Here is a 14,438-nt window from a genome sequence, read left to right as displayed (position 1 = left end):
GGCGTTATATGTGTGGTGAATGAAGGTCGGGGGGCAATATTGTCGGGCAGTGTGGCGGCGGTCATTTTAAAAAACAGGTGTACGGCAAATTCAAAGGAAAAGCCGCTATGCGGTCATTCCTAACCGTTTTCAGACGGCATCGTCCGACCAACCCGCTTCTTTCAATTTCCGCCGTTGCGCGTCGTAGCGGGCCTTATCTGCCCAATAAATCGTCTGAATGCACGCCTCGCCGCAGTCGCTGCCGCAGCATTCCCACGACTCGGGGCGGACGGGTTCGTCTAAAAGAGGCTCGCCCAAAAGGGCTTCGGCTTTATGCTTCAGGGTCGTATCCATCTGCGATTTCCAAGCGCGCGCCGTCAAACTCGATGACTTCGCCGCCGCGTATTTTGGCCGTTTTGCGGGTTTCGGTTTCGCCGTTGCGCAACACCAGCCCTTCGGCGATAAACGCCTTCGCCTGCCCGCCGCTTTCGGCAAGTCCGGCCAATTTCAAGAGGTCGCACAAGGCGATGTATTCGTTGTCTTCGAGATAGACAGTGGCTTCCATGATGTCCCCTTTCAGAAAGAGTCCGTTATTGTAGCACCTGCCGCCGCCGTACCCAAAATTACCCCAAAGCTGGCAGGATATCCCTCACTGCCTGTTCCATAAAAGTAAAAATGCCGTCTGAAACCCCATATGTCGCCATCCGATCAAAGAAACACTGTCCAACGGCAGCCGCAATACAAAAGCCCGACCCATCACCGTCCGGCAACAAAGCAGGCGGCATCCTCGTCCTGCAAGACCTGACCGTCCACACCCAAAGCGGCGGCAAACTGCTCTCCGGTATCACCCTCAAAGCCTGCGCCCCCGAATGGGTATTGCTCAAAGGCAGGAGCGGCTCAGCCTTGCCCGCGCATTGCTGCATAAACCGCAAATCCTGTTCCTCGACGAAGCCACCAACCAGCTCGACGACGAATCCGCATTGACGCTGATGCACATCCTCAAACGCGAACTGCCCGATACACTGGTCATCGGCATCAGCCATCAAAACGAAATCAAAAACCTGTTTGAGCGTAAAATTAATTTAACTGCTTGCCATCCGTCTGAATAAGGTATATAGTTCTTTATAACTAGTTTGATAGTACTTTATATCTATCAATACTTCTTGGGAAGCCTCCGCCATACGGCAGGAGGCATTTTTTTGCCGTCGTAAAAGCTCAAAAACATTTGCAGGTCATGCCGTCTGAATCTGAAACGGCATGACCTACACCGCCATCCAAAGACAACCCTGCTACAATACGCCTTTTATTGTTCACGCCGATTTTGCCATGACCGAGCCGACCTACATCCCGCTGCGCCTGCATACCGAATTCTCGATTACCGACGGTATGGTGCGGATTAAAAAACTGATTGCCAAAGCGCAGGAATACGGTTTGCCTGCTTTGGGCATCAGCGATTTGATGAACGAATTCGGCTTAGTGAAATTCTATAAAGCCTGCCGCAGCGCGGGGATTAAACCCATCGGGGCGGCGGATGTGTGGATAGGTAATCCGAATGCGCCCGACAAGCCGTTTCGCGCCATGCTGATTATCCGCAACGATGCGGGCTATCTACGCTTGAGCGAGCTTTTGACGGAGGCCTATGTCGGCAAAGACCGCAATATCCATCATACGGAACTCAACCCCGAATGGCTGGAAAACGGCGACAACAGCGGCTTGATTTGTTTGAGCGGCGCGCATTACGGCGAAGTGGGCGTGAATCTGTTGAACGGCAATGAAGACGCGGCGCGTGCGGCGGCGTTGAAATATGCGGCATGGTTTCCCGATGCGTTTTATTTAGAACTGCAACGCCTGCCCGAACGCCCCGAATGGGAGGCTTGCGTTTCCGGCAGCGTGAAGCTGGCGGAGGAATTGGGTTTGCCGGTGGTGGCGACGCATCCGACGCAGTTTATGAGCCGCGACGACTTCAACGCACACGAGGCGCGAGTGTGTATCGCGGGCGGCTGGGTACTGACGGACAAAAAACGTCCGCGCGATTTTACGCCGAGCCAGTTTTTCATTCCACCGGAAACCATGGCCGAACGTTTCGCCGATTTGCCTGAGGCCTTGGAAAACACGGTAGAAATTGCCAAACGCTGCAACCTGCACATCACATTGGGCAAAAACTTCCTGCCGCTCTTCCCTACTCCGGACGGCCTGTCGCTGGATGATTATTTGGTAAAACTGTCCAACGAGGGTTTGCAGGAACGCATGGTTCAGCTTTATCCCGACGAGGCGGAGCGTGCGGCAAAAATGCCGGAATATCAGGAACGTTTGGATTTTGAGCTGAACATCATTATCCAGATGAAATTCCCCGGTTATTTCCTTATCGTACAAGACTTTATCAACTGGGCGAAAACACATGGCTGTCCGGTCGGACCGGGCCGTGGTTCGGGTGCAGGCTCGCTGGTGGCGTATTCATTGAAGATTACCGACCTTGATCCGCTCAAATACGCGCTACTGTTCGAACGTTTCTTAAACCCTGAACGCGTTTCCATGCCCGACTTTGACGTGGACTTCTGTCAGGCAAACCGCGGCCGCGTGATTGAATATGTGCGCGAGAAATACGGCGCGGAAGCGGTCAGTCAGATTGTGACCTTCGGCACAATGTCGTCCAAAGCGGTCATCCGCGACGTCGGACGCGTACTAGAACTGCCGTTTATGCTGTGCGACAAACTGTCCAAGCTGATTCCGTTGGAAGCCAACAAACCTCTGAGTTTGGAAAAAGCCATGGAGGCCGAGCCGCAGATTCAGGAATTGATTGAGGCAGAAGAAGCGGACGAACTGATTACGCTGGCGAAAAAGCTGGAAGACCTGACGCGCGGTCTGGGTATGCACGCAGGCGGCGTGTTGATTGCGCCGGGCAAGATTTCCGATTACAGCCCCGTGTATCAGGCGGACGAATCCGCCTCGCCCGTATCCATGTACGACAAGGGCGACGTGGAAGACGTGGGCTTGGTGAAATTCGACTTTTTGGGTCTGCGCAACTTGACCATTATCGAAATGGCGCAGAACAACATCAAAAACACCACCGGCGATATTGTCGATGTCGGCAAGATTCCGCTCGACGACCAGGCTGCCTACCAAATCTTCCGCGATGCAAACACCACCGCCGTATTCCAGTTCGAGTCGACCGGCATGAAAAAAATGCTGAAAACGGCGCATACTACCAAGTTTGAAGAACTTATCGCCTTCGTATCGCTCTACCGCCCCGGCCCGATGGACAACATCCCCGACTTCGTCGCGCGCATGAAGGGTCAGGAATTCCAATACATCCACCCACTGCTCGAAGGCATCCTCGCGCCGACCTACGGGATTATGGTGTATCAGGAACAAGTGATGCAGGCGGCGCAGATTATCGGCGGCTACTCGCTCGGCGGTGCGGACTTGCTGCGTCGCGCCATGGGTAAGAAAAAGCCCGAAGAAATGGTGAAACACCGCGAAATCTTCGCCGAAGGCGCGGCAAAACAAGGCATTTCGCGCGAAAAATCCGACGAAATCTTCAACTATATGGAAAAATTCGCCGGCTACGGTTTCAACAAATCTCACGCCGCCGCCTACGCCCTGATTTCCTACCAGACCGCATGGCTCAAAGCCCACTATCCCGCCGAATTTATGGCGGCGACGATGTCGTCCGAATTGGACAACACCGACCAGCTCAAGCATTTCTACGACGACTGCCGCGCCAACGGCATCGAGTTCCTGCCGCCCGACATCAACGAATCCGACTACCGTTTCACGCCGTATCCGAACATGAAGATCCGCTACGCACTCGGCGCGATTAAAGGCACGGGCGAAGCAGCCGTCGAATCCATCATCGCCGCGCGGCAAAGCGGCGGCAAGTTTACGGGCCTCTTGGACTTCTGCGAGCGCGTCGGCAAAGAACACATGAATCGCCGCACCCTCGAAGCCCTGATACGCGGCGGCGCGTTCGACAGCATCGAACCCAACCGCGCCATGCTCTTGGCGAACATCGACCTCGCCATGAACAACGCCGATCAAAAAGCCGCCAACGCCAATCAGGGCGGACTTTTCGACATGATGGAAGACGCCATCGAACCGGTGCGGCTCGTTAACGCGCCCATGTGGAGCGAATCAGAAAAACTCACCGAAGAAAAAACTGTCATCGGCTTCTACCTCTCTGGCCACCCGTTCAGCCCATATGCCCAAGAAGTCCGCCAAATCGCCCCGACCAAATTAGGTCGTCTGAAACCGCAAGACAGCGTGCGCCTCGCCGGATTCGTGACCGCCGTGCGCACCATGATGGGCAAACGCGGCAAAATCGCCTTCGTCAGCCTCGAAGATTTGAGCGGACAGATTGAAATCATGGTCAGCGGCCAGACGCTGGAAAACTGCGCCGACTACCTCAAATCCGACCAAGTGCTGATTATCGAATCCAAAGTCAGCCGCGACGATTACGGCGGCGGAGACGGGCTGCGCATCATGGCAAACCAAGTTATGACCCTGCAAATGGCGCGCGAACGCTACGCCCGCAGCCTCAGCCTAGCCCTCGCCCCCGGCCATGACATCGCACGCCTCGCCGCCATCCTCACCGCCCACCGTCTGCCCGACACGTCGCACATCCCGCTGCAACTGTCGTACAGCAACGGCAAAGCATCAGGCAAATTGAAAATTGCGCCAAAATGGATGGTAACGCCAAGCACCGGCTTGTTTGACGAACTGGAAACATTGCTTGGCAGCCGGTCGGTGCGCGTCAACTGGTAACCCAAAACATAAATGCCGTCTGAAACCCAAAAACCGGTTTCAGACGGCATTTTTTAACCGAAATAAACGATGCCCCTTAAAGCAGAAGCTTTAAGGGGCAGAGCGTTGCGGCACATCTTTTCAGACGGCCTTATTGTAGCAACGGTTCTCATTTCGCAGTGCGACAATATGTTTGGGATTCTAGCCCTTGTGAGATGATAAGTCAATAATCTATTTGTATATAAATAAGACAATTAGATATATTATCATTATTTGCAACGTTGTTTACGGAGAAACTGATGGCTGCATTCAAACCTAATCCAATCAACTACATCCTCGGCCTCGATATCGGCATCGCATCCGTCGGCTGGGCGATGGTAGAAATTGACGAAGCAGAAAACCCCATCCGCCTGATTGATTTGGGTGTGCGCGTATTTGAGCGTGCAGAAGTACCGAAAACAGGCGACTCTCTCGCCATGGCAAGGCGTTTGGCGCGCAGTGTCCGCCGCCTGACCCGCCGTCGCGCCCACCGCCTACTTCGAGCCCGTCGCCTATTGAAACGCGAAGGCATATTACAAGCCGCCGATTTTGATGAAAACGGCTTGATCAAATCCTTACCGAATACACCATGGCAACTTCGCGCAGCCGCATTAGACCGCAAACTGATGCCTTTAGAGTGGTCGGCAGTCTTGTTGCATTTAATCAAACACCGCGGCTATTTGTCGCAAAGAAAAAACGAGGGCGAAACTGCCGATAAGGAGCTTGGCGCTTTGCTTAAAGGTGTAGCTGACAATGCCCATACCTTACAAACAGGCGATTTCCGCACACCGGCCGAATTGGCTTTAAATAAATTTGAAAAAGAAAGCGGCCATATCCGCAACCAGCGCGGCGATTATTCGCATACGTTCAGCCGCAAAGATTTGCAGGCGGAGCTAAATTTACTGTTTGAAAAACAAAAAGAATTCGGCAATCCGCATGTTTCAGACGGCCTTAAAGAAGGTATTGAAACCCTGCTGATGACGCAACGCCCTGCCCTGTCCGGCGATGCTGTTCAAAAAATGTTGGGACATTGCACCTTTGAGCCGGCAGAGCCGAAAGCCGCTAAAAACACCTATACCGCCGAACGTTTCGTCTGGCTGACCAAGCTGAACAACCTGCGTATTTTAGAGCAAGGCAGCGAGCGGCCATTGACCGATACCGAACGCGCCACGCTTATGGACGAGCCATACAGAAAATCCAAACTGACTTACGCACAAGCCCGTAAGCTTTTGGATCTAGACGATACCGCCTTTTTCAAAGGCTTGCGCTATGGTAAAGACAATGCCGAAGCCTCAACATTGATGGAAATGAAGGCCTACCATGCCATCAGCCGTGCGCTGGAAAAAGAAGGATTGAAAGACAAAAAATCCCCATTAAGCCTTTCTCCCGAATTACAAGACGAAATCGGCACGGCATTCTCTCTGTTCAAAACCGATGAAGACATTACAGGCCGTCTGAAAGACCGTGTTCAGCCCGAAATTTTAGAAGCGCTGTTGAAACACATCAACTTCGACGAGTTCGTCCAAATTTCCTTGAAAGCATTGCGCCGAATTGTGCCTCTAATGGAACAAGGCAAACGTTACGATGAAGCCTGCACCGAAATCTACGGAGACCATTACGGCAAGAAAAATACGGAAGAAGAGATTTATCTGCCACCGATTCCCGCCGATGAAATCCGTAACCCAGTCGTCTTACGCGCCTTATCTCAAGCCAGAAAAGTCATTAACGCCGTTGTACGCCGTTATGGCTCCCCTGCACGTATCCATATTGAAACGGCAAGAGAGGTAGGTAAATCATTTAAAGACCGCAAAGAAATCGAAAAACGCCAAGAAGAAAACCGTAAAGACCGGGAAAAAGCCGCCGCCAAATTCCGAGAGTATTTCCCCAATTTTGTCGACGAACCCAAATCCAAAGATATTCTGAAACTACGCCTATACGAGCAACAACACGGCAAATGTCTGTATTCGGGCAAAGAAATCAACTTAGGCCGTCTGAACGAAAAAGGCTATGTCGAAATCGACCATGCCCTGCCGTTCTCGCGCACATGGGACGACAGTTTCAACAATAAAGTGCTGGTATTGGGCAGCGAAAACCAAAACAAAAGCAATCAAACCCCTTACGAATACTTCAACGGCAAAGACAACAGCCGCGAATGGCAGAAATTTAAAGCGCGTGTCGAAACCAGCCGTTTCCCACGCAGTAAAAAACAACGGATTCTGCTGCAAAAATTCGACGAAGATGGCTTTAAAGAACGCAATCTAAACGATACGCGCTACGTCAACCGTTTCCTGTGCCAATTTGTTGCCGACCATATGCGGCTGACAGGCAAAGGAAAAAGACGCGTCTTTGCCTCCAACGGACAAATTACCAATCTGTTGCGCGGCTTTTGGGGATTGCGCAAAGTGCGTGCGGAAAACGACCGCCATCACGCCTTGGACGCAGTAGTCGTTGCCTGCTCAACCGTTGCCATGCAGCAGAAAATTACCCGTTTTGTACGCTATAAAGAGATGAATGCGTTTGACGGTAAAACCATAGACAAAGAAACAGGAGAAGTGCTGCATCAAAAAGCACACTTCCCGCAACCTTGGGAATTTTTCGCACAAGAAGTCATGATTCGCGTCTTCGGCAAACCGGACGGCAAACCCGAATTTGAAGAAGCGGATACCCCAGAAAAACTGCGCGCGTTGCTTGCCGAAAAATTATCATCTCGTCCCGAAGCCGTACACGAATACGTTACACCACTGTTTGTTTCGCGCGCGCCTAATCGGAAGATGAGCGGGCAAGGCCATATGGAGACCGTCAAATCCGCCAAACGACTGGACGAAGGCATCAGCGTGTTGCGCGTACCGCTGACACAGTTAAAACTGAAAGACTTGGAAAAAATGGTCAATCGGGAGCGCGAACCTAAGCTATACGAAGCGCTGAAAGCACGGTTGGAGGCACATAAAGACGATCCTGCCAAAGCCTTTGCCGAGCCGTTTTACAAATACGATAAAGCAGGCAACCGCACCCAACAAGTAAAAGCCGTACGCGTAGAGCAAGTACAGAAAACCGGCGTATGGGTGCGCAACCATAACGGTATTGCCGACAACGCAACCATGGTGCGCGTAGATGTGTTTGAGAAAGGCGGCAAGTATTATCTGGTCCCGATTTACAGTTGGCAGGTCGCAAAAGGGATTTTGCCGGATAGGGCTGTTGTTGCTTATGCAGATGAAGAGAACTGGACTGTAATAGATGAAAGCTTCAGATTTAAATTTGTACTTTATTCGAATGATTTGATTAAAGTTCGGCTTAAAAAAGATAGTTTTTTAGGTTATTTTTCAGGATTAGATCGAGCCACAGGAGCTATTTCTCTTAGAGAACATGATATGGAAAAATCGAAAGGTAAAGACGGTATATATAGAATCGGCGTCAAAACCGCCCTTTCATTCCAAAAATACCAAATCGACGAATTGGGTAAAGAAATCAGACCATGCCGTCTGAAAAAACGCCCACCTGTCCGTTAAATTAATCTATCCCTGTTTCAGACGGCCTGAAGCAGGGATTTTTTATATCAAAATAAGGGGAAAACATGACTTGGCGCAGCCTGCTCATTCAAAATGGCGGCAAACTATCCTTGCAACGCCGGCAACTGCTGATTCAACAAAACGGCGAGTCCCACACCGTACCATTAGAGGACATCGCCGTTATCATCATTGAAAATCGCGAAACCCTGATTACCGCCCCGCTCCTATCAGCCTTAGCCGAACATGGCGCAACCCTGCTGACCTGCGACGAGCAGTTCCTGCCCTGCGGACAATGGCTGCCTTATGCCCAATATCACCGCCAACTTAAAATTCTCAAGCTGCAACTGAACATAAGCGAACCCTTAAAAAAGCAACTCTGGCAACATATCGTCCGCCAAAAAATCCTGAACCAAGCATTTGTCGCAGACGAAACAGGCAATGATCTTGCAGCCAAACGGCTGCGCACTTTGGCATCTGAAGTCCGTTCAGGCGATACAGGAAACCGTGAAGCCCAAGCTGCCGCCCTCTACTTCCAAGCCCTCTTTGGAGAAAAATTTACCCGTAATGACAACAACGCCGTCAATGCCGCATTGAACTACACCTACGCCGTGCTCCGTGCCGCAGTTGCACGCGCCCTGACCTTATACGGTTGGTTGCCCGCATTAGGCTTGTTTCATAGAAGCGAACTCAATCCATTTAATCTCGCCGATGACTTTATCGAACCCTTACGCCCATTGGCCGACCTGACCGTGATACATTTGTACGAACAAGGCCGTCTGAAAACTGAACTGACACCCGGCATCAAACAACACCTTATCAAAACCCTTCACTATCAAATCAGCATCGAACGGCAACATTTCAGCACCTTGGCCGCCATCGACAAAATGGTTTCTTCATTTCAAGCCGGCGTAACCGATAAAAACGCCAAACAACTGAAACTGCCTGAAATCTTACCATTGAAAGAATACCAATATGAGTGAGGCCAAATTTATGAGGATTATCGTCTTCTTCGACCTACCGGTTATCACGGCCGCAAAGCGCAAAGCCGCCAATCAATTCCGCCAGTTTTTATTAAAAGACGGATACCAAATGCTCCAACTTTCCGTATACAGCCGTATCGTCAAAGGCCGCGATTCGTTGCAAAAACACCACAATAGGCTGTGTGCAAACCTTCCGCAAGAAGGCTCAATCCGCTGTTTGGAGATAACAGAAAAGCAATATGCCGCCATGAAACTGCTGTTGGGCGAGCTGAAAACCCAAGAAAAAAAGGTCAATTCAGACCAATTATTGTTATTTTAAGCCCATTTTTTCAGAACAAATAAAACGGGAAACCCTTACATAATAAGGATTTCCCATTGAGGTATTGTAGCACTGCGAAATGAGAAAGGGAGCTACAACGGACAACACTTCACACCCCAAGAGATAGAAATTGTAGCACTGCGAAATGAGAAAGGGAGCTACAACTATCGTCCTTTTAAAGGCAATTAAAACAATATTGTAGCACTGCGAAATGAGAAAGGGAGCTACAACTGCAACAGCCTTATCAGCACCGTTCACGCCATTGTAGCACTGCGAAATGAGAAAGGGAGCTACAACTCTCCGCATGCATTCCATTCGACCATGCGGATTGTAGCACTGCGAAATGAGAAAGGGAGCTACAACGAAGAAGAGATTAAACGCGATGTCATTATTATTGTAGCACTGCGAAATGAGAAAGGGAGCTACAACAATAGGTGGAGGCGTTGTAAATTAGAAAGTATTGTAGCACTGCGAAATGAGAAAGGGAGCTACAACTATCCGTGTCGGCAAACGCGGCTCCGGTACATTGTAGCACTGCAAAATGAGAATGGGAGCTACAACCAGCTTATGCCTACGGTGTAAATACCGGCGATTATAGCACTGCGAAATGGAAAAGATACTCCTTTGATCGATAACATAATCCTTAAAATTGAAAGGATTTTACACACAGCAAGGCGGGCGTTTCAAAAGAAATGCCTTTTTTCTTATCGGGATTTACGCTGGTTTATAACGCGATGAGCCGTCATCTTCGATTTTCTTGTCTATGTGATATGTACCGGCAAGCCTACGCATCAATGCGGCGATAACGGCTTTTTTGGTCTTCTTGGCTTCCAACCTTGCGATAAGCCTTTTATGCCCACCCCTGATTCCCTACCTCTGCCAAGCCTTCCTCAAATATTCCACGCAGTCGGTCAGCGAGTGGAACGGGACATTGCCGTGGTTGGCATTCGGATATTCTCGGAAAAATACGGCGGCCCCGTGCTTGTCTAACTCTGCCACCATGCGTTCGGACAGTCCTGCCATGTCGCGTTCTTCCCTGCGTTTGCAATCGCTGCGCCGTTCTAGCGCGCCGATGTTGAGGCAGACATCGATGCCGTTTAGCCGGTTTTCAGACGGCATAAAATCGAGTATCCGCCTGTTGTGCCACCAAATCGAGGGGGATACGAGCCAATGCCGTCTGAAACGGCGGTGGGAAAGCAAGGAATACAGTCCGAACAGTGCGCCGAACGAATGCCCGAATACGGCGGTTTCATTTTTGTCCAGCCGGTATTTGCTTTCTAAAAAGGCGGTCAGTTCGCTGTCGATAAACTCGGCAAAACGGTCTGCCTGTCCGAACTGCCGCTGTTCATCTTCTGAAGCGTTGCTGCGCAGCGGTGGTGTATAGTCGGCAGCACGTTGTGCCAAATCGCGCACTCCTCCTCCGGCATAACCGACGCCGACGATAAGGCAGGGTGCGCGGCTTCGGGTAACGGGGTTGTTCATCAGCGACTGCATGATATTGAAAAGTGCGGGAAAAAAGGCTTCGCCGTCCAAAACGAAGAGGACGGGATAACCTTCGGGCGGCATTTCTCCGATTGCCGCAGTCTGAATGCGGTAGGTGCGTCCTGTCCCGGCGGATGAAATTTCGGTTTCAAAGGCTTGGGGAAGGCGGGCGGCTTGTGTGGTGTATGTGGTTTTCATGATGTTCCGTTCTTCGGTCATATGGGCGGTAAAACGGTAAAACCGAACCGGCAAAGCGGTCTGCCTGCCGGTTCGGTCTGTTTTCCTTCGCAATGCCATACTCCAGTTGTGAGAGCATAGGGTATGCCGCGCAGCTTGTTGTGGTTTGATTATGCTGCGGCTGCCGTTTCAGACGGCATATTGGTCTTTAAAAACTGTAACGCAGGTTTGCCGTCAGGCTGCGCTCCGAACCGGGAATGTTAAAGGTGTTCGTGCCGCCGACGCGGGCGTAGTAACGTCGGTTGGAAATATTGTCGGCATTGACCTGGAGCTTCAGTTTGGGTGTGAAGCGGTATGCCGCCATCGCATCGAACGTGGCATAACCGCCTGCATGCATCCCTGCAGATGAAGTAATGCCGCTCATCGCGTTCACGCCGCCGCCGATGGTCAGCTCGGGCGTAACTTGGTAAGTCGTCCACAGGTTTGCGCTGTGTTTGGGCATCAGCAGGAAGATGCCGTCGTCACGCGAATTGGAGGCGGTTTTGATTTGGCTGTGCAGATAACTGTAACCTGCATGGATTTGCCATTTCGGTGTAATCGCGCCGCTGATTTCGGTCTCAACGCCTTCCATCACGCGCTCGCCCAATGCGGCGTAACGGGTGTTGCGGTCTTTCGGGTTCAGCGGTGCGGCGGCGTTTTTATCCTTCATGCGGTAGAACGAAACCCGGGTATTGAGGCGGTCGTCCATGTGGCTGCCTTTGTAGCCTACTTCAAACTGGTTGCCTTGGCGCGGTTTGAGCAGCTTGCCATCGGCATCAAGGTTGGTTTGCGGCGTATAGAGCTGGGAGGCGGAAGCGTACAGGCTGTTGCTGCCGTCTATATCGTAAACCGCGCCGGCGTAACTTGTGAATTTGGTTTTTGAAGCTTTGTGCAGGGTTTTGCCGTCGCCCGACTCGATTTTGTGATGTCCTACACGTCCGCCTGCAATCAACGACAAACCTTCCAGAGGACGGAATACTGTCTTGGCATACAAACCGGTTTCGTCGAGGTTTTCTTCGGTAACGGAGTGATTGAAACCTTTGTTTCCGGCGCGGGCGTTCTGAAGTATGCCGTTATAAGGCAAAGCGCGGAAACCGTCTAAAGCGACGCTTTTTGACAAAGTCGAACGCCCTTGTTCATTAGTGCTGCGGAAACGGTTGTAGTCCGCACCAATCACAAATTCGTTGGCGGTGTTGCCCAAGGCAAACGGACGGCTGTAACTTGCGTCAACCGCAAAGGCTTTTTGTTTGATGTCCGTACCCAAACCTGCAGCCGCGGCTTTTCCGGCTTTATCAAGACTACTGCCCGCAAACGTGTAATTGGAATCGGCTTTACGGTCGGAATAGCGCATACCGACTTTGCCGTAGCCGCCGTTGCCGAAGTAATGTTTCAAATCGGCGAACACGTCGTGGCTGTGCATTTTAAATTTGTTCCAATCCGCGCCGACAAATGCGTGTTGCGGCAGGGACGGTAATTTGCCGTCGGCATCGGCAGGCAAGCCGTTGTACGGCGCGAGGTGGCGTTGCTGGTAAAGATAGCCCGCGCCCAAAACCGTATCGGGGTTGATGTCCCAATCCGCCGCCGCATAGAAGGTTTCATGATGGTTGTTTTTCTCGGCAGGACGGGGAGACGCGCCGACGGTCTGCGCCATCACGCGGCCGCGCACGCTGCCGTCGGCGTTCAGACTGCCTGAAACGTCGGCTTCGGCTTTATATTGTTTGTGCGTACCGAATCCCGCTGCAGCATGACCTTGGAACGCTTTGGTCGGGCGTTTGCGCACCAGATTTACGATGCCGCCCATCTCGCCGCTGCTGTCGAACAGTCCGCTCGGCCCGCGCATTACTTCCACGCGGTCGAAGGCAAACAGGTTGGGCAGCGTGCCGTTGATACTCTGCATCTGCGCAGGCAGGCCGTCGATGTTGTATTCGCTGTATTCGTAACCGCGCGCGTAAACCGAAGAGCGTCCGTCGTCGTTGCTCAACACGCGCAGGCCGGGCGTTTTGCGTGCCAGTTGGTCGAAGGTGTCAACATTGCGGTCTTTGACCTGCTGGTTGGTGATGATACTGACGGATTGCGGAATTTCGCGCAAAGAAGCGGGGATTTTTGTGCCGACGGTGGCGGCAAACGAGCTGTAATCGCCGTTTTTCTCGGTGGCAATCGCGTTGTAAGAACGCTGACCCTTAATATGGACGGTTTCCAAACCTTCCGTTTGGGCGGCAAACGCAGAAGAAGAAAGTACGGTCAAAACAGCGGCTGCCGTCATATTGATGCGGAAAACTGACATAAACTGTCCAATTCATATAAATGATAATTGTTATATTCTAATAAAATGCAACGCGGCTTGTTCGGGAAAATATATCGCCCGCCCGACAAATTTTGTTGAAAATGCGACACGTCTGCGTTTTCCGCATAAAATCTGTCTTTTCACCGCAAACAACCTGCCATGACCCCGCCCAAACTCATCATTTTCGACTGGGACGGCACGCTTGCCGATACAACCCAACCCATCATCGACACCATGCGCCGCAGCTTCGCCGAATGCGGATTCCCCATGCCGGAAACAGACCGTGTCCGCAGTCTGATCGGATACAGCCTGCCCGAAATCATCCGCGACCTGCTCGAAATGCCGTCTGAAACCGCGGTTGCCGACATCGCACGCACCTATTCCGCACATTACCTCAATCCCAACAACCGTAATATGTCCTTATTTCCTCAGGCACTGCCCTGTCTGGACAAGCTCAAAGCGCAAGGATACTGGCTTGCCGTCGCCACAGGCAAAGGGCGGGCGGGCTTGGACAACGCCATCAGCCAAACCGCCACCGGTGGCTATTGGCTCGCCACCGCCTGCGCGGGGGAATATCCCTCCAAACCCTCGCCCGAAATGGTATTCGGACTCTGCGGCGAACTGGGACTCGACCCGAAAGAAGCATTGGTCGTCGGCGATACGGCGCATGACCTGCATATGGCGGCAAACGCAGGAGCGGCGGCAGTCGGCGTTGCCACCGGCGCACATTCGCGCGAACAGCTCCTTAGCGCACCTCATCTCGCCGTATTGGACGACTTGTCCGAACTGCCCGGTTTTCTTGCACAACATTACGCCTGATTGGTTTCCGCATCCGGCACACGGTAAAAATGCCGTCTGAAGCCTGTTCAGACGGCATTTGTTTTGCCCAAACA

General features: G+C 51.8%; 10 protein-coding genes, 1 pseudogene and 1 CRISPR repeat array. Of the genes and pseudogenes, 6 read left to right on the top strand and 5 right to left on the bottom strand.

Annotation, left to right across the window (positions count from 1 at the left end):
* Positions 1-129 precede the first annotated feature (129 nt).
* Together DQM57_RS00670 and DQM57_RS00665 are read right to left on the bottom strand one after the other, a co-directional pair.
* Complete coding sequence (locus DQM57_RS00670) at positions 130-333, bottom strand: oxidoreductase-like domain-containing protein (protein ID WP_002240002.1); 204 nt, start codon at positions 331-333, stop codon at positions 130-132.
* Positions 311-544 carry an RNA-binding S4 domain-containing protein gene (locus tag DQM57_RS00665; protein WP_002240013.1) on the bottom strand — a complete coding sequence of 78 codons (234 nt, stop codon included), beginning with the start codon at positions 542-544 and terminating at the stop codon, positions 311-313. Before DQM57_RS00665 ends, DQM57_RS00670 begins: the two co-directional genes overlap by 23 nt.
* A gap of 304 nt (positions 545-848) precedes the next feature.
* Here DQM57_RS00665 and DQM57_RS10085 point away from each other — a divergent pair, with 304 nt between their 5' ends.
* From DQM57_RS10085 to cas2, 5 genes are all read left to right on the top strand, one after another.
* Entirely contained in the window at positions 849-1,088 is a 240-nt protein-coding gene (locus DQM57_RS10085; RefSeq protein ID WP_505265625.1) for a hypothetical protein, read from the top strand.
* 217 nt (positions 1,089-1,305) lie between these two features.
* Positions 1,306-4,740 carry a DNA polymerase III subunit alpha gene (gene dnaE, locus DQM57_RS00650; protein ID WP_111727596.1) on the top strand — a complete coding sequence of 1,145 codons (3,435 nt, stop codon included), beginning with the start codon at positions 1,306-1,308 and terminating at the stop codon, positions 4,738-4,740.
* Positions 4,741-5,018: 278 nt separating this feature from the next.
* Entirely contained in the window at positions 5,019-8,264 is a 3,246-nt protein-coding gene (gene cas9, locus DQM57_RS00645; protein WP_111726279.1) for a type II CRISPR RNA-guided endonuclease Cas9, read from the top strand.
* A 65-nt stretch (positions 8,265-8,329) separates the two neighbouring features.
* Positions 8,330-9,244, top strand: coding sequence for a type II CRISPR-associated endonuclease Cas1 (gene cas1, locus DQM57_RS00640; RefSeq protein WP_111726277.1), 915 nt, complete (start codon positions 8,330-8,332; stop codon positions 9,242-9,244).
* Positions 9,237-9,563 carry a CRISPR-associated endonuclease Cas2 gene (gene cas2 / locus DQM57_RS00635; RefSeq protein ID WP_002214566.1) on the top strand — a complete coding sequence of 109 codons (327 nt, stop codon included), beginning with the start codon at positions 9,237-9,239 and terminating at the stop codon, positions 9,561-9,563. The genes cas1 and cas2 overlap by 8 nt, the downstream gene beginning before the upstream one ends.
* A gap of 63 nt (positions 9,564-9,626) precedes the next feature.
* Positions 9,627-10,124: direct repeats of the CRISPR family, unit length 36 nt; unit sequence ATTGTAGCACTGCGAAATGAGAAAGGGAGCTACAAC.
* Between the two features lie 153 nt (positions 10,125-10,277).
* Here cas2 and DQM57_RS09830 read toward each other — a convergent pair.
* The 3 genes and pseudogenes from DQM57_RS09830 to DQM57_RS00620 all read right to left on the bottom strand — a co-directional run.
* Positions 10,278-10,394, bottom strand: a pseudogene (locus DQM57_RS09830) (invertase); the annotation flags it as partial.
* Positions 10,395-10,433: 39 nt separating this feature from the next.
* Positions 10,434-11,243: an alpha/beta hydrolase gene (locus tag DQM57_RS00625; protein ID WP_167395506.1), complete on the bottom strand. Its 810-nt coding sequence runs from the start codon at positions 11,241-11,243 to the stop codon at positions 10,434-10,436.
* A gap of 187 nt (positions 11,244-11,430) precedes the next feature.
* Positions 11,431-13,545, bottom strand: a complete 2,115-nt coding sequence (locus DQM57_RS00620; protein ID WP_167395505.1) for a TonB-dependent siderophore receptor — start codon at positions 13,543-13,545, stop codon at positions 11,431-11,433.
* Positions 13,546-13,704: 159 nt separating this feature from the next.
* On the opposite strand from DQM57_RS00620, the gene DQM57_RS00615 reads away from it, so the two are divergent.
* A complete protein-coding gene (locus DQM57_RS00615; RefSeq protein ID WP_111726270.1) occupies positions 13,705-14,364 on the top strand; it encodes an HAD-IA family hydrolase in 660 nt (219 codons plus the stop codon).
* Positions 14,365-14,438: the final 74 nt, after the last annotated feature.

This window comes from Neisseria cinerea (assembly GCF_900475315.1).
GTDB classification, from domain to species: Bacteria; Pseudomonadota; Gammaproteobacteria; order Burkholderiales; family Neisseriaceae; genus Neisseria; species Neisseria cinerea.
This window is presented reverse-complemented; position numbering and strand designations above follow the sequence as displayed.

Excerpts from the sequence above, each read along its gene's own strand:
- cas1 (WP_111726277.1), top strand. The coding sequence starts at position 8,330 with ATGACTTGGCGCAGCCTGCTCATTCAAAATGGCGGCAAACTATCCTTG.
- DQM57_RS00615 (WP_111726270.1), top strand. The coding sequence starts at position 13,705 with ATGACCCCGCCCAAACTCATCATTTTCGACTGGGACGGCACGCTTGCC.
- DQM57_RS00670 (WP_002240002.1), bottom strand. The coding sequence starts at position 333 with ATGGATACGACCCTGAAGCATAAAGCCGAAGCCCTTTTGGGCGAGCCT.
- DQM57_RS00625 (WP_167395506.1), bottom strand. The coding sequence starts at position 11,243 with ATGAAAACCACATACACCACACAAGCCGCCCGCCTTCCCCAAGCCTTT.
- DQM57_RS00620 (WP_167395505.1), bottom strand. The coding sequence starts at position 13,545 with ATGTCAGTTTTCCGCATCAATATGACGGCAGCCGCTGTTTTGACCGTA.
- DQM57_RS10085 (WP_505265625.1), top strand. The coding sequence starts at position 849 with ATGGGTATTGCTCAAAGGCAGGAGCGGCTCAGCCTTGCCCGCGCATTG.
- dnaE (WP_111727596.1), top strand. The coding sequence starts at position 1,306 with ATGACCGAGCCGACCTACATCCCGCTGCGCCTGCATACCGAATTCTCG.
- cas9 (WP_111726279.1), top strand. The coding sequence starts at position 5,019 with ATGGCTGCATTCAAACCTAATCCAATCAACTACATCCTCGGCCTCGAT.
- DQM57_RS00665 (WP_002240013.1), bottom strand. The coding sequence starts at position 544 with ATGGAAGCCACTGTCTATCTCGAAGACAACGAATACATCGCCTTGTGC.
- cas2 (WP_002214566.1), top strand. The coding sequence starts at position 9,237 with ATGAGTGAGGCCAAATTTATGAGGATTATCGTCTTCTTCGACCTACCG.